22 protein-coding genes are annotated in these 23,594 nt (G+C 75.1%); 9 read left to right on the top strand and 13 right to left on the bottom strand.

All coding sequences use genetic code 11. From position 1 onward, the window contains the following. Window positions 1-79: 79 nt before the first annotated feature. Entirely contained in the window at window positions 80-1,066 is a 987-nt protein-coding gene (locus tag ACZ5D2_RS14205; protein WP_371681367.1) for a LacI family DNA-binding transcriptional regulator, read from the bottom strand. A 204-nt stretch (window positions 1,067-1,270) separates the two neighbouring features. On the opposite strand from ACZ5D2_RS14205, the gene ACZ5D2_RS14210 reads away from it, so the two are divergent. Further along, window positions 1,271-2,305: an NUDIX hydrolase gene (locus tag ACZ5D2_RS14210; RefSeq protein WP_371680024.1), complete on the top strand. Its 1,035-nt coding sequence runs from the start codon at window positions 1,271-1,273 to the stop codon at window positions 2,303-2,305. A gap of 113 nt (window positions 2,306-2,418) precedes the next feature. Here the strand turns inward: ACZ5D2_RS14210 and ACZ5D2_RS14215 are convergent, their stop codons facing one another. Continuing rightward, a complete protein-coding gene (locus ACZ5D2_RS14215) occupies window positions 2,419-3,855 on the bottom strand; it encodes an MFS transporter (protein WP_468929190.1) in 1,437 nt (478 codons plus the stop codon). Then, window positions 3,852-4,847 (bottom strand): class I SAM-dependent methyltransferase, encoded by a 996-nt coding sequence (locus ACZ5D2_RS14220; protein WP_468929192.1) that lies wholly within the window; start codon window positions 4,845-4,847, stop codon window positions 3,852-3,854. The genes ACZ5D2_RS14215 and ACZ5D2_RS14220 overlap by 4 nt, the downstream gene beginning before the upstream one ends. Before the next feature lie 78 nt (window positions 4,848-4,925). Between ACZ5D2_RS14220 and ACZ5D2_RS14225 the strand changes: the two genes are divergently transcribed. Then, window positions 4,926-5,546, top strand: a complete 621-nt coding sequence (locus ACZ5D2_RS14225; RefSeq protein WP_468929195.1) for a helix-turn-helix domain-containing protein — start codon at window positions 4,926-4,928, stop codon at window positions 5,544-5,546. A gap of 60 nt (window positions 5,547-5,606) precedes the next feature. Here ACZ5D2_RS14225 and ACZ5D2_RS14230 read toward each other — a convergent pair whose 3' ends face one another. Then, window positions 5,607-6,308: an MBL fold metallo-hydrolase gene (locus tag ACZ5D2_RS14230; RefSeq protein WP_371680028.1), complete on the bottom strand. Its 702-nt coding sequence runs from the start codon at window positions 6,306-6,308 to the stop codon at window positions 5,607-5,609. Window positions 6,309-6,488: 180 nt separating this feature from the next. Further along, on the bottom strand, window positions 6,489-7,853 hold the full coding sequence (locus ACZ5D2_RS14235) for a dipeptidase (RefSeq protein WP_371680030.1): 1,365 nt from the start codon (window positions 7,851-7,853) through the stop codon (window positions 6,489-6,491). Window positions 7,854-8,350: 497 nt separating this feature from the next. On the opposite strand from ACZ5D2_RS14235, the gene ACZ5D2_RS14240 reads away from it, so the two are divergent. After that, window positions 8,351-9,541: a geranylgeranyl reductase family protein gene (locus ACZ5D2_RS14240; RefSeq protein WP_371681368.1), complete on the top strand. Its 1,191-nt coding sequence runs from the start codon at window positions 8,351-8,353 to the stop codon at window positions 9,539-9,541. 215 nt (window positions 9,542-9,756) lie between these two features. Here ACZ5D2_RS14240 and ACZ5D2_RS14245 read toward each other — a convergent pair whose 3' ends face one another. Further along, window positions 9,757-10,020 (bottom strand): hypothetical protein, encoded by a 264-nt coding sequence (locus ACZ5D2_RS14245; RefSeq protein WP_371680031.1) that lies wholly within the window; start codon window positions 10,018-10,020, stop codon window positions 9,757-9,759. Between the two features lie 665 nt (window positions 10,021-10,685). After that, window positions 10,686-11,144, bottom strand: coding sequence for a nitroreductase/quinone reductase family protein (locus tag ACZ5D2_RS14250; protein WP_468929200.1), 459 nt, complete (start codon window positions 11,142-11,144; stop codon window positions 10,686-10,688). A gap of 149 nt (window positions 11,145-11,293) precedes the next feature. Here ACZ5D2_RS14250 and ACZ5D2_RS14255 point away from each other — a divergent pair, with 149 nt between their 5' ends. Together ACZ5D2_RS14255 and ACZ5D2_RS14260 are read left to right on the top strand one after the other, a co-directional pair. After that, window positions 11,294-11,992, top strand: a complete 699-nt coding sequence (locus tag ACZ5D2_RS14255) for a TetR/AcrR family transcriptional regulator (protein WP_468929203.1) — start codon at window positions 11,294-11,296, stop codon at window positions 11,990-11,992. Window positions 11,993-12,176: 184 nt separating this feature from the next. Further along, window positions 12,177-13,250, top strand: a complete 1,074-nt coding sequence (locus ACZ5D2_RS14260; RefSeq protein ID WP_371680034.1) for a spherulation-specific family 4 protein — start codon at window positions 12,177-12,179, stop codon at window positions 13,248-13,250. A gap of 69 nt (window positions 13,251-13,319) precedes the next feature. Here ACZ5D2_RS14260 and ACZ5D2_RS14265 read toward each other — a convergent pair whose 3' ends face one another. After that, window positions 13,320-14,231: a LysR family transcriptional regulator gene (locus ACZ5D2_RS14265; protein ID WP_371680035.1), complete on the bottom strand. Its 912-nt coding sequence runs from the start codon at window positions 14,229-14,231 to the stop codon at window positions 13,320-13,322. A gap of 137 nt (window positions 14,232-14,368) precedes the next feature. On the opposite strand from ACZ5D2_RS14265, the gene ACZ5D2_RS14270 reads away from it, so the two are divergent. Beyond that, complete coding sequence (locus ACZ5D2_RS14270) at window positions 14,369-15,949, top strand: class I adenylate-forming enzyme family protein (protein ID WP_468929207.1); 1,581 nt, start codon at window positions 14,369-14,371, stop codon at window positions 15,947-15,949. Between the two features lie 140 nt (window positions 15,950-16,089). Here ACZ5D2_RS14270 and ACZ5D2_RS14275 read toward each other — a convergent pair whose 3' ends face one another. From ACZ5D2_RS14275 to ACZ5D2_RS14285, 3 genes are all read right to left on the bottom strand, one after another. Beyond that, window positions 16,090-16,455, bottom strand: a complete 366-nt coding sequence (locus ACZ5D2_RS14275) for a hypothetical protein (protein WP_468929210.1) — start codon at window positions 16,453-16,455, stop codon at window positions 16,090-16,092. After that, a complete protein-coding gene (locus ACZ5D2_RS14280; protein WP_468929213.1) occupies window positions 16,445-17,677 on the bottom strand; it encodes a GDSL-type esterase/lipase family protein in 1,233 nt (410 codons plus the stop codon). The genes ACZ5D2_RS14275 and ACZ5D2_RS14280 overlap by 11 nt, the downstream gene beginning before the upstream one ends. 112 nt (window positions 17,678-17,789) lie before the next feature. Further along, the gene (locus ACZ5D2_RS14285; RefSeq protein WP_468929216.1) at window positions 17,790-18,533 is read right to left on the bottom strand and encodes a maleylpyruvate isomerase family mycothiol-dependent enzyme; all 744 of its coding nucleotides are present in this window, start codon (window positions 18,531-18,533) and stop codon (window positions 17,790-17,792) included. A 36-nt stretch (window positions 18,534-18,569) separates the two neighbouring features. Here ACZ5D2_RS14285 and ACZ5D2_RS14290 point away from each other — a divergent pair, with 36 nt between their 5' ends. Both ACZ5D2_RS14290 and ACZ5D2_RS14295 read left to right on the top strand, forming a co-directional pair. Next, window positions 18,570-19,226, top strand: coding sequence for an alpha-ketoglutarate-dependent dioxygenase AlkB family protein (locus tag ACZ5D2_RS14290; protein WP_468929219.1), 657 nt, complete (start codon window positions 18,570-18,572; stop codon window positions 19,224-19,226). A 41-nt stretch (window positions 19,227-19,267) separates the two neighbouring features. After that, window positions 19,268-20,641 carry an ROK family protein gene (locus ACZ5D2_RS14295; RefSeq protein ID WP_371680041.1) on the top strand — a complete coding sequence of 458 codons (1,374 nt, stop codon included), beginning with the start codon at window positions 19,268-19,270 and terminating at the stop codon, window positions 20,639-20,641. A gap of 226 nt (window positions 20,642-20,867) precedes the next feature. On the opposite strand, the gene ACZ5D2_RS14300 is transcribed toward ACZ5D2_RS14295, so the two are convergent. Further along, window positions 20,868-21,413, bottom strand: a complete 546-nt coding sequence (locus ACZ5D2_RS14300) for an ATP-binding protein (RefSeq protein ID WP_468929222.1) — start codon at window positions 21,411-21,413, stop codon at window positions 20,868-20,870. A 198-nt stretch (window positions 21,414-21,611) separates the two neighbouring features. Here ACZ5D2_RS14300 and ACZ5D2_RS14305 point away from each other — a divergent pair, with 198 nt between their 5' ends. Continuing rightward, window positions 21,612-22,787 carry a PLP-dependent cysteine synthase family protein gene (locus ACZ5D2_RS14305; RefSeq protein WP_371680043.1) on the top strand — a complete coding sequence of 392 codons (1,176 nt, stop codon included), beginning with the start codon at window positions 21,612-21,614 and terminating at the stop codon, window positions 22,785-22,787. A gap of 37 nt (window positions 22,788-22,824) precedes the next feature. Here ACZ5D2_RS14305 and ACZ5D2_RS14310 read toward each other — a convergent pair whose 3' ends face one another. Continuing rightward, window positions 22,825-23,421: an SRPBCC family protein gene (locus tag ACZ5D2_RS14310; protein WP_468929225.1), complete on the bottom strand. Its 597-nt coding sequence runs from the start codon at window positions 23,419-23,421 to the stop codon at window positions 22,825-22,827. Window positions 23,422-23,594: the final 173 nt, after the last annotated feature.

Genomic DNA, 23,594 nt, shown 5'->3' on the forward strand with positions numbered 1-23,594 from the left:
GCCTCCAGGAGGCGCCCGCACTGGCCGGCCAGGCGGTCCTCCTGGGGATCGACCACGCCCTGGCGCCGCTGCTCGGGGCTCAGTAGACCGGCGGGAGTTCGCCCGAGCCGCGGGGGATCAGGCGGGTGGGGAGTTCGAAGCGGGACGGGGGCAGGGTGGCGCCGGCCAGCCGCTGGAAGAGCCGGTCGGTGGCCACCCGGCCCAGGGCCGCCGCGTCCTGGGCCACCACCGTGACCCCCGGGCGCAGCAGGTCGGCCAGCTCGAAGTCGTCGAAGCCGACCAGCGCCACCGGGCGCGGGCGCTCGGCCAGGACGCGGACCACCGTCACGGTCACCCGGTTGTTGCCCGCGAAGACCGCCGTCACCGCATCGGGTCCCTCCAGCATCGACCGCGTCGCCGCCGTCACCCGGCCGGGGGCCGTCGCGCCGAGCGACACCCACGCCTCGGCCACCGGCAGGCCCGCCCGGCCCATGGCCTCGCGGTAGCCGCGCAGACGTTCCGTGGCGGTGTGGATGCGGGGGTTGTCGCCGATGAACCCGATCCGCCGGTGCCCGCCGGCGATCAGGTGGGCCACCCCGCCCAGGGCGCCGCCGAAGTTGTCGGAGAGGACGACGTCCGCCTCGATCCGGCCGGCCGGACGGTCCACGAACACCGTGGCCACGCCCGCGCGGATCTCGGGCTCCAGGTAGCGGTGGTCCTCCCCGGCCGGGATCACGATCAGCCCGTCCACGCGGCGGGCGCACAGCGCGAGCGCCAACTCCTTCTCGCGGTCCGGGTCCTCGGCGCTGGAGCCGTTGATGAGCAGGGCGCCGTGCGTCCGGGCCACCTCCTCCACGGCACGGTTGAGGGGACCGTAGAAGGGGTCGGCGAGGTCCTCCAGGACCAGGCCCACGGTCGCGGTGCGGCCCTTGCGCAGCACGCGCGCGCTGTCGTTGCGGCGGAAGCCGAGGGCCTCGATGGCCTCCCGGACCCGCTGCTCCGTGTCGGGGGTGACCCCCGGCTCGCCGTTGACGACCCGTGAGACCGTCTTCAGGCCCACGCCCGCCCGGGCCGCCACGTCCTTCATGGTCGGCCGGTTGCCGTAGCGGGGCTCGGACGGCTGGCGGGTCTGCGGCACGGCGGGGAACCTCCGGAAGTGACGGCGGCGGGGCTTCGATCCCGCCGCTGACCCTGAGGATAAGCACTCGGCCGGTGAGCGGGTTTCCGTGGCAGGGTGGTGCGGGCAAGCCTCAGGGGGCTTCGGAGGCGAGCCATGGGGAGAGGGGTAGACGTGATTGTCTGGATCAACGGCACGTTCGGTGCCGGGAAGACCAGCACGGCGCGCGAACTGGCCGGGCTCCTGCCCGACGGCACCCTGTACGACCCGGAGGTCGTGGGCGACGCGCTGCGTCGGCTCCTGCCGCACAAACGCCTGGCCGAGGTCTGCGACTACCAGGACCTGCCGAGCTGGCGGCGGCTCGTCGTGGACGCGGCCGCGGCGATGCTCGCGGAGCTGGGCGGGGTGCTGGTGGTGCCGATGACACTGCTGCGCCAGGAGTACCGCGACGAGATCTTCGGTGGCCTGGCCGCGCGCCGGATACCGGTGCGACACGTGCTCCTGGCCCCGGCGGAAACGATCCTGCGGGAGCGCATCGCGCGGCGTCAGGAGGCGGAGCCCGAACCGGCGGACCCCCGGGACAAGACCTGGGCGTACGACCACATCCCGGTGTACAGGCAGGCGCTGGGCTGGCTCACCGCCGACGCGCACGTCATCGACAACGGCCCGCTGACGGTACGGGAGACCGCCGAGCGGATCGCCGAGGCCGTCCGCAGCGACGCGGCGGGGATCTGCGACATCGTGCAGACCCCGGAGCCGACGCGGGAGACGGTGGCCGCGGGGGTGCTGCTCTTCGACGACCAGGACCGGGTGCTCCTGGTGGATCCGACGTACAAGCCGGGCTGGGAGTTCCCCGGCGGCGTGGTCGAGGCGGGAGAGGCGCCGGCGTGCGGGGGCGTACGGGAGGTCGAGGAGGAGCTGGGCCTGACGCTGGACCGGGTCCCGGGGCTGCTCGTGGTCGACTGGGAGCCGCCCCGCTCACCCGCCTACGGTGGCCTGCGGCTGCTGTTCGACGGCGGCCGGCTGACGGAGGCGGACACGGCGCGCCTGCGGCTGCCGGGACCGGAGCTGCGCGCCTGGCGGTTCGTCACCGAGACCGAGGCCGCCGGGCTGTTGCCTCCGCAGCGCTACGAGCGGCTGCGCTGGGCCCTGCGCGCCCGCGAGCGGGGCCACCCGCTGTACCTGGAAGCGGGCCGCCCGACACCGTGACACCGGGCCGCCCGCCCCGGTCGGCGGGGCGTGAACCGCGGCCCCGGCGACCGGCCCCGGCGACCGGCGCCGGCGCGGATGGAGGTCCGTGCGCGGCCGCGGTTCGGTCCCGTTCACCCGGTCAGGCCCGCTCCGTCCGGCACGCCCGCGGCCCGTCGGCCGGCGAGGGAGCGGCCGTACGCGGCGAGGGCGAGGGCGGTCGTGATCAGGGCGGTGGCGACCGCGAAGGTGGTCCGCGTTCCGGTGGCGACGGCTTCCGGGCCCGCCGTCGAGACGTCCGCCGCCGACGAGGCGAGGGCGAACACGGCGCCCATGACCGAGGCTCCGGTGACGAGCCCGAGGTTGCGCGACAGGTTGAGCAGGCCGGAGACGACGCCCCGCCGGTCCGGGTGGACCTCCGCCATGACGGCGGTGTTGTTGGCCGTCTGGAACACCGCGTAGCCGAGGGTGACGACCGCGAGCGGGCCCACGTAGCCGGGTATGCCCAACCGGGCGGGCAGCAACGACAGGAGGCCGGCGCCGGCCGCCATGGTGATGAGCCCGGCGAACGTCGTCCGCCGCGCGCCGAACCGGTCCACGAGGCGGCCGGCCGGCACACCGGCCGTCGCGGCGACCAACGGCCCCGCCGACAGGACGAGTCCGACGAGCGCCGTGCCGAGCCCGAGCGTGCGCGAGAGGTAGAACGGGCCGACCACCAGCGTCGACATCATCACCGTGGAGACGAGCGCGCTCATGGCGAGGCTCGTGCTCAGCACCGGATCGCGGAACGCCGCCGGCCGGATCAGCGGCGAGGCCGCCCGCGCCTCGACGCGTACGAAGACCACGGCCCCGCAGCCGGCGCCCGCCAGCAGGAGGAGCGTGAGCGGGCCGAAGGAGCCGCCGCCCCGGGTCAGGGCGAGCGCGTACGCGCCCAGGGTCGCCGCCAGCAGCAGGGTGCCCAGCCGGTCGAAGCGGGCCCGCCCCGCCCGGGACTCGCGACGGTCGGCGGGCAGGTGCCGCCGCGCCAGGAGGAACGTGAGGACGCCGAGCGGCACGTTGACGAGGAAGACCGCCCGCCAGCCGGGTCCGGCGAGCAGCACTCCGCCCAGCGACGGGCCCAGGGCGGTGCCGATCGCCGAGGTGGTGCCGAGCAGCCCCATGGCCCGGCCGGTGGCCTCCTCGGGGACCGTCTCGCCGACGAAGGCCATGGTCAGGGCCATCATGACGGCCGCTCCCAGGCCCTGCGCCGCCCGGGCGGCGATCAGCAGCCACAGGCCGGGCGCGACCCCGCACAGGACCGAGGCCCCGGTGAACAGCAGGATGCCCGCCAGCAACAGCCGCCGCCGCCCGATGAGGTCACCGAGCCGTCCGACGCTGACGATCAGGGTGGTGACGGCGAGCAGGTATGCGAGGACGATCCACTGCACTGCCTGGAAGGAGGCGTCGAACGCCTGCGCGAGGGCCGGTAGGGCGACGTTGGCGATGCCGGCGCCGAGCGAGGACAGCAGCATGGACAGGCCGAGGCCCGCGAGTGCCCACAGCGCCGCGTGCCGTGGCGGCTCCGGCTTCATCGGGCCGGACGCGTTCCGGCGAAGACCGTGGCGGCCGACAACAGGAAGACGTCGGGGCGCCGCCGGAGGCCCTCCGGCGCGGCCGGGTCGAGCAGGCGGTCGAGGGTCTCCATGTCCGGAGCGTCCAGGGAACCGTCCGACGCGTCCCGCAGCCGCGTCAGCTGGGAGTGCAGGAAGTCCCGGCCCGGCTCGCCCAGGGGGGCGGGCAGGTCGAGCAGGGTGGTGAAGGCCCTCGTGCCGGTCAGCCCGGCGCGGCGGAGCATCGCCGGCCAGTCCTCGACCACGGGGACGCTGCCGGGCAGACCGGCCCGCATGGCCTGGTACCGGTCCTCCTGCAGGGCGTCGAGCCGGGTCTGCAGCCCCGGCCTGCCGAAGCCGAGGTCGCGGGGGAGGAAGCGCATCGGCAGGCCGCCCTCGGCCACGGCGAGCATCCCGCCGGGGCGCAGCACGCGGACCAGGGCGTCCAGGGCGCCCTGTTGGTCGCCGAGGTGGTGCACGGCCTTGCTGCTCCAGACCAGGTCCGCCGTGCCGAGGGCGTCGTCGGCCAGGCCCTCGGGCAGCCGGGCGTGGCGGACGCTCACCCGGCCGGCGAGGCCGAGGCGCTCGGCGCGCGCCAGGGCGCGGTCGAGCAGCGCGGGCGTGCCGTCGACGGCCACGACCTCGGCGTCCGGGAAGGCCTCGGCGAACACGCAGGTCATGACGCCGGGCCCGCTGCCGATGTCGAGGACGCGCCGGACCTGACGGTCGGGACCGACGAGTTCGCGCAGGCGGGCCGCGGTGCTGCGGTGGGCCGGGAGGTGCAGCTCGCCACCGGTCTCCAGGTGGGTGGCCAGGAGCTCCCAGTCGAGGTCGTCGGCGACGGTGTTGTGGGTGTGGCCGTGGGTGTGGCCCTGGGTGTGGGAGCCGCCGTGCCGGTGGGCGTGGCCCGGGGCGTGGCCCGGGGCGTGGCCGGGGTGGTCGTGGTGCTGTCCGGGATCCTTCGGTGCGTTCATGCCGAGGAGGGTGCGTCCGGCGGAACGGATCCGGCAACTCCTGTTGCCGATTCCGGGAAACCGGGGTGGAATGCCCGCATGGACACACCGGCCCCGTACCAGACGGTCCTCGACGAGGTGGCTCCCCGGCTCAAGCGGCTGCGCGCCCAGCGCGGCCTCACCCTGGCGGCGCTCTCCGAGGCGACCGGCATCTCCAAGAGCACCCTGTCCCGCCTGGAGGCCGGGCAGCGCCGTCCGAGCCTGGAGCTGCTGCTCCCGCTCGCCGGCGCGTACCGGGTCCCCCTCGACGACCTCGTCGGGGCGCCCGAGGTGGGGGACCCCCGGGTCCGGCTGAAGCCCCACCCGCTGCCCAACGGCGGTACGTTCGTCCCCTTGACCCGGAGTCCGGGCCCCCTCCAGGCCTACAAAATGATCATCACGGACCGGGGCCCCGAACCCGACCACCGCACGCACGAGGGCTACGAGTGGCTCTACGTGCTCAACGGCCGGCTGCGGCTCGTCCTCGCCGACCACGACCTCGTCCTCGGGCCCGGCGAGGCCGCCGAGTTCGACACCCGCCTGCCCCACTGGTTCAGCAGCGCGGACGGGCGGCCCGTCGAGATCCTGAGCCTCTTCGGGAGGCAGGGCGAGCGCATGCACGTACGGGCCAAACCCCAGGACCAGGCCCAAGACCAGGCCCAAGACCAGGCCCAGGACTGACGCCGCGCCGGCAGTGTCCGGCCTGTCCGGCCCGCTCGGTCCGCCCCCCGGGGCGCCCGCTCAGTCCGCGTGCGCAGGGGCCTGCGCCGCCGCCCGGAGGGTGGGCGCCGTGTCCGTCACCCAGGGGTCGCCGTGGCCGAAGCAGGCCACCGCCGGGTCCAGGGCGGCGAGGCGCCGGAAGGAGGCGAGCGCCTCATCGGGGTCCACGTTGATCACGCCCAGCATCACCTGTCCCACCCCCGCGATGCTGTCGCCGGTGAACAGCACTCCGTGGCGCGGCAGATGGACGCCGATGCTGCCCGGGGTGTGGCCGGGGGCGTGGACCACGACCGCCCCGTCGCCGAACGGCAGCACCTCCCCGTCCCGGAGTTCCCGGTCGACCGGGGTCGGCGGGGCCTCGGGGACCGTGAGGCCGTTCACGTGGATCGGGACCTCCCAGTCCAGCACGACCGGCTCGGGAACCGGCCGGTCACCGCGGATGACCGGGGCGTCCAACCGGTGCGCCGCCACCTCGGCGCCCCAGCGGGCGGCGAGTTCACCGGCCGCGCCGACGTGGTCGCGGTGGCAGTGCGTGAGGACGATCAGCCCCAGGCGTTCGGGCGCGAGACCGAGGGACCGTATCGCCCCCTCGATGGCGTCGGCGTGCCCGGCGTGCCCGGCGTCGATCAGCGTCAGGGCACCCTCGTCCTGCCAGAGGTAGGCCTGCCCGATGGGGAAGCGCAGCATGTGGAGCCGGTTCGGGATGACTTCGACGAGTTCCATGCCGCGAACGTACACACCCGGCCCCGGCCCCCGCACGGGACTTCGCCGGGAGCGGAGTACGCGCAGAGCGCAGGGTCCACGGGAACCCGGGGCTGCAGGCGTCCGGGCATCGAGGCGTCCGGGCGTCCGGGAGGGCCGCCCGGCCCGTGTGTCCACGGGCCGGGCCGGTGCCCGCGGGAATCAGACGCGCTTGGACTCCGCGTAGTTGACGAGGAAGAGGGCCTCGGCCACCGACAGGCGCTCCAGCTCCTCCGGGGAGACGCTCTCGTTCACGGCGTGGATCTGGGCCTCCGGCTCGCTCAGGCCGATCAGCAGCATCTCCGCCTCCGGGTACAGCGACGTCAGCGTGTTGCAGAGCGGGATCGACCCGCCCATGCCGCTGACCTGCATCTCCTGGCCGGGGTACGCGACCTGCATGGCCGCGGCCATCGATGCGTACGCCGGGCTGGAGGTGTCCGCCCGGAACGGCTGCCCCTGACCCACGACTTCGAGCTCCAGCTTCGCCTGCCACGGGGTGTGCGCGATCAGGTGCGCCTCCAGCAGCTTGATGGCCTCGGCGGTGTCCACGCCCGGCGGCACGCGCAGGCTGATCAGCGCACCGGCGCTCGCGTGCACCGAGGGGGTGGCACCGACCACCGACGGGCAGTCGATGCCGAGCACGGTGACGGCCGGACGGGCCCACAGCCGGTCCGCGATCGTGCCCTCGCCGATCAGGCCGACCCCGTCCAGCACCTTCGCGTCGGCCCGGAAGTCCGCCTCCGGGTACTGGAGGCCCTCCCACACCGCGTCCGAGGCCAGTCCGTCGACGGTCGTCGAACCGTCCGCCGAGCGCAGCGAGTCCAGCAGGCGGATCAGCGCGGCCAGTGCGTCGGGGGCGACGCCGCCGAACATGCCCGAGTGCAGGTTGCCGCCCAGCGTGTCGATCTTCACCTTGACCAGCGTCATGCCGCGCAGGGTGGCCGTCACCGTGGGCAGGCCCAGGCGGAAGTTGCCCGCGTCGCCGATGACGATGGTGTCGGCGGCCAGCAGCTCCGGGTGCGCCTCGGCGTACTGCTGGAGGCCGCCGGTGCCCTGCTCCTCCGAGCCCTCGACGATCACCTTCACGCCGACCGGCACGCCGCCGTTCGCCTTCAGCGCACGCAGCGCCAGCAGGTGCATGATGAAGCCGCCCTTGCAGTCCGCCGCGCCGCGTCCGTACCAGCGGCCGTCGCGCTCGGTCAGTTCGAACGCGGGGGAGACCCAGGCGTCGTCGTCCAGCGGGGGCTGCACGTCGTAGTGGGCGTACAGCAGGACGGTCGGGGCGCCCTCGGGGCCGGGCAGGTAGCCGTACACCGACTGGGTGCCGTCGGGGGTGTCGAGCAGGGCCACGTCCTGGAAGCCCTCGGCGCGCAGGGCGTCGGCCACCCAGTTCGCGGCGCCCTCGCTCTCGCTCTTGGGGAACTGGGCCCAGTCCGCGACCGACTGGAAGGCCACCAGCTCGGCGAGCTCCGCCTTGGCGCGGGGCATCAGCGAGGCGATGGTCTCGGCGATCGGATTCTGGGACATGGGCACGCTCCTCGTGGGTGCGACGTTGGTGTAGGTGCCGGGGTGCGGCGAAAGTAAGGCGAAAGACAGTGCCGATCCTCGCACAGAGGGGCGGGAGGCACTCTCGCCGTAGGATTTCCACGGCATCGGAGCAACCGCGTGATCAGGAGCAGCAGCACATCGTGAGCAGCGACGACGACGTACACGGCGCAGGCGCAGGGCAGGTCGCTCGGGGGGCGGACGCAGGGACGGACGCCGGGGCGGCGACAGGGGCGGACACAGGGGCGGACACGGGGGCCCGGAAGGGTCAGGGGGACGGGACGGCCGCGGGTGCGGCCGAGGTGACGGTGGGGGTGACGTCGGAGACGGTCGCGGCAGCGGCGGCGGACGAGGACGCGGTTGCCGGCGGGGCCGCCGGGGAGGTCCCCGTACCGGTCCACGTGCCGGCTCCCGTGCCGGCCCCCGACGGGCTTCCCGAGACAGCCGCTTCCGGGGCGGCACCCGAGGGCACCGGCGAGGTGTGGGACGTCGTCGTGGTCGGCGCGGGACCGGCCGGCGCCTCGGCGGCCTACGCGGCGGCCACCGCGGGGCGCCGCGTCCTGCTGCTGGAGAAGGCCGAACTGCCCCGGTACAAGACCTGCGGCGGCGGCATCATCGGCCCCTCGCGCGACGCCCTCCCGCCGGGCTTCGTCCTGCCCTTCAAGGACCGCATCCACGCGGTCACCTTCTCCTACGACGGGAAGCTGGCCCGCACCCGGCGCTCGAAGGGCATGCTCTTCGGGCTCATCAACCGGCCGGAGTTCGACGCGGCGCTGGTCGCGGAGGCCGAGAAGGCCGGCGCGACGCTCCGTACGGGTACGGCCGTGTCCCGCGTCGAGCAGCACGGCGCGGCGGTGCCCGACCGGCGCACGGTCGCTGTGGTCCTGGCCGACGGCGAGACGGTGCTCGCCCGTGCCGTGGTCGGCGCGGACGGCAGCGCCAGCCGGATCGGCGCCCACGTGGGGGTCGAGATGGACCAGGTCGACCTCGGCCTGGAGGCGGAGATCCCCGTCCCGCAGACTGTGGCCGACGACTGGAAGGGCCGCGTCCTCATCGACTGGGGTCCGCTGCCCGGCAGTTACGGATGGGTCTTCCCCAAGGGCGACACCCTCACCGTCGGGGTCATCTCGGCGAAGGGCGAGGGCGCCGCGACCAAGCGGTACCTGGACGACTTCATCGCCCGGCTGGGGCTGGCCGGCTTCGAACCGGCCGTCTCCTCCGGGCACCTGACCCGCTGCCGCAAGCCCGGTTCGCCGCTCTCGCGCGGCCGGGTGCTGGTGGCGGGGGACGCGGCCGGACTCCTGGAACCGTGGACCCGTGAGGGCATCTCCTTCGCGCTGCGCTCGGGGCGGCTCGCGGGGGAGTGGGCCGTCAAGATCTCGGAGGCACAGGACGCGGTGGACGCGCGCCGCCAGGCGCTCAACTACGCCTTCGCGGTCAAGGCCGGGCTGGGCGTGGAGATGGGCGTCGGCAAGCGGATGCTGAGCCTGTTCGAGTCCCGCCCCGGGATGTTCCACGCGGCGCTCACGGGTCTGCGGCCCGCGTGGCTGGCCTTCGCCCGCATCACGCGGGGGTCGACGACGCTGGGCGACCTGGTGCGTACGTACCCGCTCGCGCGAAAGGCGCTGCACCTGCTGGACGCCCGCCAGGCCCGCACCGGCCGCGGCTGACAGACACGGCTCCCTCCGTCCCTGCGGGCCGACCGGCCGTCTCCCGGGGATCACCTCGCGGCCCGGACGTGCGGGCCGCGAGGCGGAGGGCCGCCTGGCCGATGGTCGCCCGGTGGATGGCCGTAGTCGTAGTTGTGGTCGCCGTGGTCGCCGTGGTCGCCGCCGTCCTCGTCCGCGGGGAAGGGGGGCGTCCCCGACCCGTCCCGACAACACGCCTAGTGGGCCGCGCGGCAGGCTCCGTTCGAGTCGTTCGTGGAGATGCCGGCCTGCTGGAGGCTCGCGACGCAGCTGGTCTGGTTGCCGATGGATCCCTGGTAGCAGGCCTGGGAGGTGTCGGCCGTCGCCGACTTGCCGTGCGATACGAGGTACTGCTGACAGTCCTGGACGCTGGCGGAGGCGGCCGGGGCCGCGAAGAAGGCGCCGCCGGCGGCGAGGACCAGGCCGGCGAGGATGCTGGGGATACGAGCCGAACGACGCATGCGGATGCACCTGCTCTCTCGGTCGGTCACGCGATCCGAGGGTGCGCCGGACCGCGGGCGGGGGCGGCGCGGAGCGGGCGCTCGGGGGGCGACCGGCTCGACGCATCGGTCACCCCCGCCCTTTCGACGCTAGAGCACCGCACCGGCACCCGCACCACGGCCGAACGGGGGCCCGGGCCGCCCCTGCCCCCGCCGTTCTCGGCGCGGCGCGCGGCCGGTCGGCCCCGCGGGGTGGGGCGCTGGGGCGGTGGTGCCGGGCGGGAGGTCTCCGGCCTGGTCGTCGCGCGTCCGTCCGGGGGCGGGCGGCCGGCCGTGTGGGCCTCGGGGCGGCCCCGCCGCGCTCGGGGTGGCGTACGGGTGGCGTGCCGGGCGGCCCCGGGTGCGTGAGCGCGTGGTGGGGCGGGATCCGGGGAGCGCGGGGCGGTCTGCTCGGCGGTGGCGTGCGCTGCTGCGTGAGTCCGTTTGGTGGGTGGGCGTCAGGTTCCGGTGGCCGGCCGGGTGTCGGCGCCGCGAGGCGGACGGCCGGTGGGCCGGCCGGGTGCCGCCGGTGTGGGCCGCGTGTCCGGCGGGCGGGATGCCGGGGGCGTCGGCCGGGCAGGGGGACCGGGGGCCGTCGTATGCCCGCCGTTCGGGTGGGGGAGCGGCGGGTCGGCCGTTCCCGGGGGTCAGTTCGACACCGTGATGCGGAAGACCGGGTGGTCCCCGGCAGCCGCCTGGAGCTCGGCGTCGGAGGACTTCGCGGTGACGCCCTGGAAGAACCGGTTGACCTCCCAGCCCCACTTCTCCAGGTAGGCGCGCAGTACGACGGCCTTCTGCGCCGGGTCCGTGAGCTCCGTGACGGTGAAGGTCCGGATCTTGCGGCCCACGCGCAGCTCGCCGCCGCCCGCCACCCGCATGTTGCGGACCCACTGGGAGTGGCCCCGGGCCGAGACCAGGTACTGGGCGCCGTCGTGGGTGTGCGGGTTGACCGGGATCCGCTGCATCTCGCCGGACTTGCGGCCGCGCACCGAGAGCTCGGCCGTTCCGGCCAGGCTGATGCCGAGCCGGGCGAGCCGGCCGAAGAGGGCGTTGAAGCGGATGCCGAGCGGGCTGGCCTGGACGTAGTAGGGGGCGGACGCGTTCACGGGAACCTCCGGAGCGGATTGGGAGAGCGGTGCTCTCGCTTGAGACCAGTGTGCACGGATCGCCGCACCAAAACAAGAGCAGTGCTCTCGCAAGTGAGCGCCGCTCACGTTTTTGTGCACTGCTCCATATGCATGGCACACTGACCTGCATGAGCACTGTGCGAGGAGCCAGGGAACGGGCCCGCCTTGAGGTCACCGCCGCCATCAAGGACGAGGCGCGCCGCAGACTCGCCGCCGAGGGCGCCGCCAAGCTCTCGCTGCGCGCCGTCGCCCGCGAGCTGGGCATGGTATCCTCCGCCCTCTACCGCTACTTCCCGAGCCGCGACGAACTGCTGACCGCCCTGATCATCGACGCCTACGACAGCGTCGGCGTCGCGGCCGAAACGGCCGGCGCGGCTTCCCTCGCCGCGGGTGCCCCGCCCCGCGCCCGCTGGATCGCCGTCTGTGAAGCGGTGCGCGCCTGGGCGCTCGCGCACCCGCACGAATACGCGTTGATCTACGGTTCCCCGGTCCCCGGCTACAGCGCCCCCGCGGACACCATCGGCCCCGCCTCCCGGGTCGCCAACGTCCTCATCGGCATCCTCCGCTCCGCCTGCGAGGGCCGCGGCCTGTCCCTGCCGCCGCTGCCCCCCGCCCTGCGCTCCGAAGCGGACCGGATGACCGCCGATTTCGCCGAGGGGCTGCCCCCCGAGGTGACCGCCGCCCTGGTCGCGGCCTGGGCGCAGCTCGTCGGTCTGATCTCCTTCGAGCTGTTCGGCCAGTTCAACCGGGTCGTCGAGGAACGGGACGTGTTCTTCGCGCACGCCGTCGACCGGCTGGCGCACGAGGTGGGACTGCCCGTCGCCTGACGGGGCGCGCGCCGGCGGGGCGCGCGTCGACGGGGCGCCTCCCGCCCGCCGGCGCGGGTTCGGATGATGAGGTGACAGATCGCTTTTCTGTTCCTCCCGTCAATGTGGGTGGTTCGCCCTTCACCGACTTGCCGCGCGTCTACTGTTCCTCGGGTCGCCCCCCTGCCCGCCGGAGGAACAGCCCATGGCCCGCGCCCGCGCCGTGAAGGCCCTGTACGCCGTTCTGGTGACCTGGCTGCTCACCGCCCCGGCACCCGCCCCGTCCGCTGCGCCCGTCCCGGCCGAGGCGGCCCGTGCCGACCGTGCCGACCGGGCGGCCCGCGCCGACCGGGGCCCGTCACCGCACCCCGCGCCCTCCAGACCCGGCGGGGCGGAACCGGACATGGCTTCCGCCCCCTCGCCCGCCTCCGTACCCGCCCCCGCGGTCACGCCGGTACCCCGCCGTCCCGGCGTCCGCGGTCTGGAGATCGCCGTGCCCGCCTACGTCTGGGCGGACGACCCGGTACTGGCCGACCTCGCCGCCACCGGCCCGGCCCCCTCCGTGGTCGTCCTCAACCCGGGCAACGGGGACGCCCCCTTCGACGCCCCGTGGCAGGCCCGCGCGGACGCCCTGCGCGCCGGGACCACGGCCACGGGCGAGAAGACCAAGGTCCTCGGCTACGTCCACACCGACCACGGCAGCCGGGACCCCGCCGCCGTCAAGGCGTCCGTCGACAACTACCTCAAGCCCTCCGGCAACGGGGACGGGCGCCTCCACGTGGACGGCATCTTCTTCGACGTCGTCAGCCGCGACTGCGGCCCCGGCAACGCCACTCGCGACCGCTACGCCGCCCTGCGCCGCTACGTCCAGGACACGATGCACGCCGCCGACCCGGACGCCGCCGAACTGGTCGTCGACAACCCCGGCACGGCCATCGCCGACTGCTACCTCGAACCCGGCCACCGCACCGCCGACGTCTTCGTCACCTTCGAGGACACGTACGCGGCGTACACCTCGGGCGGCTGGCGGGGCGGCAACGTGTTCGACCCGCTCGGCGGATACCGCGCGGGCACCGAACTCGACCCGAGCGGGACCGCGTTCTGGCACCTCGTCCACGACGTCCCCGACGCCGCGGCCATGCGCACCACCCTGCGCACCGCCTTCGAACGCGGCGCCGGCTACGCCTATGCCACCAGCGCGGTCATGCCCAACCCCTGGAACGCCGCTCCCGAGTGGACGTACGGCCTCCAGACCGGTTACGCGGCCACCCTCGGCTGAACCGGCCCGACGGCCCCGCCCTGGTTCGCCCCCGCCCCACCCCGCCCGACGTCCGGACGTCCCGACGTCCTACGGCGCGTCGGCCCCGCCGGCCCGCGCCGAGGCGTCCCCGAAGTACCCCACCGCGAAGTCCGCGAAGCTCCGGGCGCCCGGGGACGCGTAGGCGCCCCCGGCCCGGACGAGGCGCAGTTCCCGGCGGGCCTCGGGCGAGGCCAGCCGGGCCCAGGCCACGATGTCCCGGGTGCCGGACTCCCGGGCGAGGGCCGGCACCAGCGCCACTCCGAGCCCGGCGGCGACCAGGTCCAGAACCGCTCCCGGCTCGTCCCCCTCGCACACGACCGTCGGCCGCACCCCGGCGCGCTCGAACAGCCCGTCGGCCAGTACCCGTTGCCAGTGCCCCCGCCCCGGGGTGACGAACGGCTCCCCGGCCAGCTCCGTCACCGCCACCCGCTCCCGCCCGGCCAGCCGGTGCCCGCGGGGCACCGCGAGCAGCACCTCCTCGGTGAGCAGCACCACCGACTCCAGAGCGGACGCGGCGAGCGGCTGCGAGGCGAAGCAGAAGTCCGCCTCCCGGGTCCGCAGCAGGCGCGCCATCGTCTCCGCGGACGCCTGCCGCAGCCGGACGTCGACCCCGGGACGGGCCGCCCGGAAACGGGCCAGCAGCCCGGTGAGGGTCAGCAGGGTCTCGCTCGCCACCGTCACGCTGCCGCCCCCGCCCCCTCGCGCGGCGTCCGCCAACTCGCGCCGCCCGTCCTCCAGTTCGGCGAGCGCCCGGTCCACCCGCAGCAGGAAGGCCGCTCCGTGCCGGTTGAGTTGGATCCGGCGGCCCCGCCGGTCGAAGAGCGGCACCCCCAGTTCGGCCTCCAGCCGCGCGATCGTCCGGCTCACCGACGGCTGGGCGGTGCGCAGTTCGTCCGCCGCCCGGCTGATGTGCTCGTACCGCGCGACGACCTGGAAGCACCGCAACGACAGCAGGTCCACCGACCGCCCCTTTCATAACCCTGCGAGCACGTTCTCATGGCGGAACCGGTCTTGGACGACATGAGCGAGCGCCTCCTAACCTCCGAGGACGACCCCGCCCCTCCCACAGGACCCCAGAAGAAAGGGGCAGCACCGTCATGTCCGGATCCCCGCGACCGCACAGCGAGAGCTACGTGGACGCCCTCCTCGCCGTCCTCGCCCGCCCGGAGCTCCCGCCCGCGCGGACCGTGCTCACCACCGCCGACCGGACCGTCGACGCCCGCTCCCTCCGCACCGGCATCCACCGGGCCGCACGGCTGCTGGCGGCCCACGGCGTCACCCGCGCGAGCACGGTCGCCCTGCTCACCGGGAACCACCCCGAGACCCTCATCGCCCGCTACGGGGCCAACCTGCTCGGTGCCAGGGTGGTGCACCTGAGCCCCACCGCGCCGGCCGCGGCGCGGGCCCGGATCCTGGAGGCCACCGCCGCGGTCCTGCTCCTGGTGGACCCCGCCACGCGGGAATTGCCGACCGGGACCCCCGAGCCCCTCCGGCTGACCCTGGAACCCGGCCTGTTCACCGACGACCGGCCCGGCCGGCTCCCGGACCGGCACACCGTACTGACCCCGGCCGCGGTCCGCCCCGAGGACGACTGGTGCCTGCGCTTCACCGGCGGAACCACCGGTCCGCCCAAGCTGGTCCGGCTGGCACACGGCCCCTACCGGAGGATCCTGGCCGCGCACGCCGCCCACATCCCCTCCGGCGCCCCGGCCCGGTTCCTCGCCTGCACCACCCTCGCGCACCTGGCCGGCATCGTCTCCGACGCCACCCTGCTCGCCGGTGGCTCCGTCGTCCTGCAGGAGGGCTTCGAGCCGGCCGCGGTCCTGGCGGCCGTCGAGCGGCACCGGGTGACCGACCTCTGGCTCCTGCCGCCGCTCCTCCACGAGCTGCTGGACCACCCGGACCTCGCCACCACCGACGTCCGCGCCCTGCGCCGCCTCTTCTACGGGGGCACGCCCGCGTCCGCCGCGCGGCTGCGCCGGGCCGCGGAGGTCTTCGGCCCCGTCCTGCACGGCTCGTACGGGCAGACCGAGACGGGCCCGATCGCGGAGGTACTCCCGCACGAGCACGTCGTCACCGGCCCCGGCGGCCGCGTCACCGCCGGCCGGCCGCTGCCCGGCGTCGACATCGAGATCCGGGACCCGTCCGGCGCCGTGCTCCCTCCCGGGGGTACGGGGGAGGTCCACGTCCGCACGCCCACGGCGATGTCCGGCTACTGGGGGCGCCCCGAACCGGCCGCGGAGGTGGTCCGCGACGGCTGGGCGGCCACCGGGGACCTGGGACTCCTCGACGGCCAGGGCTACCTCCACCTCGTCGACCGGCTGAAGGAGACGGTCATCGTCGTGGGCGCCCATCTCCATCCGGCGGAGGTGGAGGAGGTCCTGCACGCGCACCCGGCCGTCGCCCGCTGCGCGGCCTTCGGGATCCGCGCGGCGGACGGGAACGAGGAACTCCACGTCGCGGTCGTCCCCACCCCGGGCCGGGCCCCGGACGCCGCCCGGCTGCTCGCGGACTTCGTGACCGCCCGCCTGGGCACGGCGTACGAACCGGCCGCGATCCACGTCATGGACCGGCTGCCGCTCACCGAGGCGGGCAAACCGGACAAGGTCCGCCTGCGGAGCCGGTTCGGGGGAGGGGCGGAGGAACAGGCCCGGCACGCCCCCGGCCCGGTCGGCTGACCCCGCGGCACGCCGGACGGATGATCATCCGGTGGGTACGCGGAGCCGGGGGAGCGAGGGGGCCGGGGCGGGTCCGCCGCGTCCTGCGGCCGGCCGGTCCGCCGTCCCCCGACCCACCGCGGGCCGCCGCGCAACCGACGTCAGGCAGGTCTGGGAGTGCACCCGGGACAGGGGCCGGTGAAGGGCGGGCGCTTGCGCGGGGAGTACTCCGCGGCCGGCATCAGCCGGCACGCGCCGTCCGCCCGGTCGATGAACACCGGTGCCCCGACCGACACCCCGCCGACCGGGGCGATCTCGAACACGTACCCGTCCTCACGGGACGCCCACTCGTTCCATTTCAGCGTCCAGCCGTCGTCCGTCCATCCCCGGATCCGACCGCGCAGAAAGACGCGCGCGAGTCGCTCGGCCTCCTCGACCGTCACGTCCCCCACGTCCCCCACCCCTGCCGTCAGCTCCTTCGCCGCGTCGGTCCAGCCGTCCCCGCCCCCGGCGGCCTCACGCTCCATGGCCGGAATCGGCCGGGCCCTCCCCGAACGGCCCGTCCTTCGCGAAGGCCAGCTCGGCGAAGCGCTCCCCGATCCGGCGGTGGCCGGCCGGGTCCGGGTGCAGGCCGTCCGGCAGTGGGAACTCGGCGAAGTCGGCCTCCCCGTAGAGGGAGCGGCCGTCGATGTAGTGCAGGTGCGGGTCGTCCGCGGCGCGCTCGGCGGTGATGCGGGCGAGCTCGCGGCGGACGACGGTGAGCGTGAGCCGTCCGGCGGCGACCTCCGCCGGATCTCCCAGGGCCCGCAGGTTCAGCTTCCCGTCGCGCAGGTCCGGGGCGAGCGGCCCCGGGGTGTCCTCCTGGAGCGGGCACAGGACGGGCGAGACGACCAGCAGCGGAGTGTCGGGGTGTCCCTCGCGGATGGTGTCGAGGAAGCCGTGCACCGCCGGTCCGAAGGCACGCAGCCGCATCAGATCGGTGTTGACGATGTTGATGCCGATCTTCACGCTGATCAGGTCGGCGGGGGTGTCCCGCAGGGCGCGCGCGGTGAACGGGTCGAGGAGGGCGTTGCCGCCCAGCCCCAGGTTGACCAGCTCCACACCGCCCAGCGAGGCGGCCAGCGCCGGCCAGATCGTCGTAGGGCCCGCCGCGTTGGAGCCGTGGCTGATGGAACTGCCGTGGTGCAGCCACACCCGGCGGCCGTGATCCCGCGGCGGCTCGACGGGAGCATCGCCGCGCAGCGCGATCAGCTCGATGACCTCGTTGTACGGCAGCCAGATCTCGACGTCCTTGAGCCGCGCGGGCAGCCCGTCGAAGCGGACGGTTCCGACCGGACCGGGCACGAGTTCCGCGGAGCCGGTGGCCATGTCGACCATCAGGACGTTGCCGCCGTTCGAGGTGGCCCGGCCGGCCGGGTGGCCGTCCACGAGCAGTTCGTACACGCCGTCGGGGCGGGGCGGAACGTTCCGGTAGCCGTTCTTGGTGCGGAGCGCGTCGAGTTCGACGGCGGTGGCCCGCGTGCGGAAGGCCAGCCGGACCCCGGAGGGCTGCGTCTCGACGGTGGCGAGGTAGGCGTCGGGGAACTGCCGGCGGGCCCGTGCCGGCAGCCGGTGCGGCAGCACGCCGCGCGCGGTGCGTTCCACCTCCAGGGCGCCGCGCAGCAGGTCCGCCCCGATCGGCGTGGTGGTCCATCCGGCCGCGCCCGGGGTGTGCGGATCATCGGTCGCGTCGTTGAGCTGGGAGTTCATGCCCACCACCCTGTCAACCGGGTTCCCGATCCGCACATACATTTTCGCGGCGCGTTCGCGCCCTTCCGAGGCCGGCCGCGGCCTCCCCTCCCGGGGGAGGCCGCTCCAGCCGTCAGACGCGGCCGGTCTCCTGCCAGAGCGCCGTCAGCGAGGCGTCGCCGCTCACCTCCGGGCCGGCCAGCGGGAGCCGGTTCCACAGGGCCGCGTACAGCCAGGACGCCGCACCGGTCAGCTCGCAGTCCACCGGGTCGCCGGTGTCGCCGCGCACCGTGCGCGCGGGCTCCTTCGACAGGTGCACCGTCCACACCGCACCGGTGTCCGCCGCCCGGATGCGCAGCACCTTCGGCTCCTCGGTACGCACCCGGCTGCGCGGCCGGGCGTGGAAGCCGGTCAGCAGCTCGTCCACCCCGTCCTCCGCGAACTCCGGGGTGACCGACGAGAAGCCCGGCCCCAGCGCGGACTCGGCGTCGAAGCGGTGCACGGTCGTCTCGTGCGCCTGCCGCCGGGCCCAGAACGCCAGCGCCGACGGCGGTGCGGTCGGCAGGAAGGTCCAGCACACCAGCTCCGCCGGGGCCGCGGCCAGCGCCCGCACCAGCTCCGCGTGCCCCTCCCGGAACCAGGCCAGCAGCTCGGTCCCCGACAGCTCCGGCGCGTCCGGGAACGGCACCGGCTCCACCAGGCCGTCCGCGACGAAGCCCGTCGCCCAGCGGTGCACCGCCCCGGTGTGCCGCAGCAGGTCGCCGACCCGCCACCCCGGACAGGTCGGCACCAGGGCCTCCGTGCCGGTCCGTCCGGCGGTGTCGGCCAGCAGCTCGCCCTCCCGGGCGAGGGTCTCCACGTATTCGGTGATCTTCATGCCGCGAGTGTGCCAGCGCACCCCGACAATGGAGGGGTGGTCGGTGAACTGTTCCCGCGCGAGCGGGCCGAGATCGCCCCCGGTGCCGTCCATCTGCCCGACTGGATCGGCCCCGGGCGCCAGGGCGAGCTGCTCGCCGCCTGCCGGGAGTGGGCGCGCCCGCCCGCCGGACTGCGCACCGTGCGCACCCCCGGCGGCGGGACGATGACCGCCCGGCAGGTGTGCCTGGGGCTGCACTGGTACCCGTACGGATACGCGCGGACGGCGGTCGACGGCGACGGGGCCCCCGTCAAACCGATGCCCGCATGGCTGGCCGCACTGGGCCGGGAGGCCGTCCTCGCCGCGTACGGCACACCGCTGCCGCCCGGGGAGGAGTACGACATCGCGCTGGTCAACCTCTACGCCGGCGACTCCCGGATGGGCATGCACCGGGACGCCGAGGAGCGGTCCGGGGCCCCGGTGGTCTCGCTCAGTCTCGGCGACTCCTGCCTCTTCCGCTTCGGCAACACCGTCTCGCGCACACGTCCGTTCCGGGACGTCGAGCTGCGCAGCGGGGACCTGTTCGTCTTCGGCGGACCGAGCCGGCGGGCCTTCCACGGCGTGCCGAAGGTCCTGCCCGGCACCGCGCCGCCCGGCCTGGGGCTGACCGGGAGGCTCAACATCACCCTGCGCGTCGGCGGCCTCGGGCCGTAGCCGGGCACCCGGTGCCTCCCGATCATGCGAGGATCCATGTCATGAACGGCAACGGGGCCCCGCCGCGGGTGGGGGATGTGACCACGGTGTCCACGACGTCCACGGCGGCCGGGGCCGCGGATACGGCGTCCACCGCTTCGGGGACCTCCGGGACTTCGGGGACCTCCGGGACATCGGCGGCCTCCGAGGCCTCGGCGGCCTCGGCGGCGTCCGCGAGGACCAGGCTGGAGCGGGGCCGGGGCGCGCTCGGCCCCGCGCTGGAGCTCGTCCACACCGGCCGGGCCCCGACCCGTGCGGTCCTGACGGCCGAGCTCGGCGTCACCCGCGCCACCGCGGGCGCGGTCGCCGCCGAGCTGGAGGCGCTCGGCCTGATCCGCGTCGACTCCCGCCCCGGCGGGGCGGGCGGGGCCCAGGGCCGTCCCTCGCACCGGCTGTCGGTCGACGAGAACGGGCCGGTGGCACTGGCCGCCCAGGTGCACCCGGACGGGTTCCGGGCGGCGCTGGTGGGCCTCGGCGGGCGGATCGTGGCCACCGCGCCCGGCAAGGTCACGGTCTCCGCCGACCCGGCGCAGGTCCTCGGCGCGGTCGTCGACGCCGGCGCCGCGCTGCTGGCCGAGTCCGGGCGGCGCTGCGTCGGCGCCGGCCTGGCCGTGCCCTCCGCGGTCGCGGAGCCCGAGGGCACCGCCCTGAACCCGCTGCACCTGGCCTGGCCGGCCGGTGCTCCCGTACGGGCCATCTTCGCGGAGCGCGTCAAGGCGGCCGGGATCGACGGACCGGCCCTGACCGGCAACGACGTCAACCTCGCCGCGCTCGCCGAGCACCGGCACGGCGCGGGCCGCAGCGCCCAGCACCTGCTCTGCGTGGCGACCGGGCACCGTGGCGTCGGCGGGGCGCTGGTCCTGGACGGCCGGCTGCACAGCGGGAGCGCGGGGCTGGCCCTGGAGGTCGGCCACCTCACCGTCAACCCGGAGGGGCGGGCCTGCCACTGCGGCAGCCGGGGCTGCCTGGACGTGGAGGCCGACCCGCTGGCCTTCCTCACCGCCGCGGGCCGCATCCCCGGCCCCGAGGTGTCCCTGCTCCAGCAGGCCCGTGACCTGTTGCGCGCCGAGTACGCGGACCCGGGCGTGCGGGCCGCCGCCGAGGAGCTCATCGACCGGCTCGGGCTCGGGCTCGCGGGGCTGGTCAACATCCTGAACCCGGACCGGATCATCCTCGGCGGACTGCACCGGGAGCTGCTGCACGCCGACCCGGAGCGGCTGCGCGCGGTCGTCGCCGACCGCAGCCTGTGGGGGCGCAGCGGCGGCGTGCCGATCCTGCCGTGCACCCTCGACCACAACAGCCTGGTCGGGGCGGCGGAGCTGGCGTGGCAGCCGGTGCTGGACGACCCGCTGGGGGCCTTGGGCGCGGCTGCCTGAGGCGGTGGCCCGGAGGGCTTACCAGGCGGGATTCCCGAGACGGGCTTCCGAGCGGGCGGCCCGAGGCGGTGGCCCCGGGGGTGGCCCGCGGCAGGGTGCCGTGAGGCGGCCCCAGGCGGTGGCGCCGGGCGGCGGTCCGGTGGTGGGCCGGGGACGGGCCCGGGTGCCCTCGGGGTGCGGCGGGGCGGGCGTCCGGGCCGGGTCCGCGGGTGTGCGGCCGGGGGCGTCACCCGGGCCCGGTGCCGACCGGGACCGGTACCGGCACGGCGACCGGGACGGCCTGCGCGTCCACGGCGGTGAGCACCGCCCGCGCGGGTTCCCGTACCGGCTTGTTCACGCCGATACGGACCGTGCCCATGGGCACCGCCGGCGCGGGGGCGGCCCGTAGAGAGAACCACACCACCTTGCCGGGGCCGTCCGGCAGGAGCCGGGCCCCCCAGGCCTCGCTCACGGCCTCCACGAGCGCGAGCCCGCGCCCGCAGGTCTCCAGCTCATCGGCGGCCCGGACCACGGGCAGCCTCGGATCGCTGTCGGAGACGGAGACGGTCAGCCGCCCGAGGCGCAGTTCGATCTCGACCGTGCAGACCTTGTCGGGCTGCGCATGGCGGTGGACGTTGCTGAGCAGCTCCGTCACGCCGAGCGCAGCCCGGTCTATGAGCGGATCGAGCTGCCAGTGGCGCAGTTGCGCGGAGACGATTCTGCGGACCTGACCGATCCGCGCTGGCAAGGCCTGCAGTTCGACGACGCAGTGCCTGCGGGAATGACTGATCACGGCTGCGACTCCCCGACATCAGTGTTACGGGTGCTGCACCCTCGGTAGCGCACCACCAGGGTCACCCACGGTGGCCTCCGGTGCAACCGAACGCGACCGAAAGCGATCCGCATGGAAACCCAAAGTAACCATTTGTGCAGGTGGGAGGGGTACATTGCGAAAGCAGGGGGCCACGGAACCGACAAAGGAGCAAGGCGCATGAGCACCACCGGTACCACCGGTACGACGGACGCGAGCGTGGCCGCGAACAAGGCCGCGGGCGCGGTCATGACGACGGTCGACGTAGACCGGAGCGACGCGGAGTACCGCGTCTGGCTCAAGGAAGCCGTCCGCAAGGTCCAGGCGGACGCGAACCGCTCCGCCGACACCCACCTGCTGCGCTTCCCCCTCCCCGAGGCGTGGGGCATCGACCTGTACCTCAAGGACGAGTCCACGCACCCGACGGGCTCCCTCAAGCACAGACTCGCCCGCTCCCTGTTCCTGTACGCGCTCTGCAACGGCTGGATCCGCCCCGGCCGCCCGGTCATCGAGGCCTCCAGCGGCTCGACCGCCGTCTCCGAGGCCTACTTCGCCAAGCTGATCGGTGTCCCCTTCGTCGCGGTGATGCCGAAGACCACCAGCCCGGAGAAGTGCCGCCTCATCGAATTCCACGGCGGCACCTGCCACTTCGTCGACGACTCGATGAAGATGTACGAGGAGTCCGCCGACCTGGCCGCACGCACCGGCGGCCACTACATGGACCAGTTCACCTACGCGGAGCGGGCCACCGACTGGCGCGGCAACAACAACATCGCGGAGTCGATGTACCAGCAGCTCCGCCTGGAGCGGTACCCCGAACCGGCCTGGATCGTCGCGACGGCCGGCACCGGCGGCACCTCCGCCACCATCGCGCGCTACGTGCACTACATGCAGCACGACACCCGCATCTGCGTCCCCGACCCGGAGAACTCCTGTTTCTTCGACGGCTGGACCCTGGGCGACCCCCACGCGAGCAGCGACTGCGGCTCGCGCATCGAGGGTATCGGGCGGCCGCGGATGGAGCCGAGCTTCGTGCCGGGCGCCATCGACCGCATGATGAAGGTGCCGGACGCGGCGAGCGTCGCCGCGTGCCGCGCCCTGGAGCAGGCCATAGGGCGCAAGGCGGGCGGCTCCACCGGCACCGGACTGTGGAGCGCCCTGAAGATCATCTCCGAGATGGTCGCGGAGGGCCGCACGGGCAGCGTCGTCACCCTGCTCTGCGACCCGGGCGACCGCTACCTCGACAAGTACTACTCGGACGAATGGCTGGCCGCGCAGGGCCTCGACATCGCCCCGTACGCCGAGACGATCGAGACGCTCCTGCGGACGGGGGACTGGCGCGAGCCCACCGCCTGAGCCGGCGCGCGGTGAGGGCCCGCCCGGTGGCGGTCCGTCAGCCGCGGGTGCGGCCCGCCAGGCGGGCGTCGAGCGTGCGCACCGCGGTGCGGAAGGAGTGGCCGAGGGCCGGGCGGGAGGCGGCCAGCGCCAGCCGGAAGGCGGGCGGGCCGTCGGCGGCGAAGGTCCAGCGGACCAGGGTGCCCGGGGCGGCGTCGCCGGCGGTGACGGGCGCGGCGGGGGTGGCGTGGGCGGCAGGCGCGGCGGGGGTGGCAGGCTTGCCGGACGCGGACGCGGACGCGGGCGCGGTGCCGGGGGCGCGGTCCGCCGGGGTCAGGAGCCACTCCTCCAGCAGGGCGCGCACGGCGGGCACGTTGGTCTCGTCGACCCGGTAGGCGTAGCGCCGCCCGGGATCCGCTGCCATGACCGTCTCCCGGAAGCGGACCCCGCCCATCAGCCGGACCTCGCGGCCCCCGCCGCCGCGCGTGGGCCGGGCCAGCGTCACGGCCCGGAACCAGGACGGCCAGCCCGTCACCTCCTCCGCGAGCGCCCGGTACACGGCGTCGGGTGCGGCCGAGGCGCGGGCGGTGAACACCAGGCGCGTCGGAGCGTGTTCGGTGAAACCCAGCCCCACGGGGCGGAGTCGGCGGGTCATGTCGTTACCCCCTGCGCGGTGCGGGGCGCGGGGTGCGCCGCCGCCGCGCCACCATAACCGGCGGCCCGTCAGAAGTCTCCGGACGGCCGGGACATCGCCCGTCCCGGGCCGTGCAGGGCTCCGCACGTCCTTCACACGCACGGGGCCTGGGCAGGGACGCCCCGGGGCGGGAT

The sequence above is a fragment of the Streptomyces sp. NPDC031479 genome (assembly GCF_055581065.1).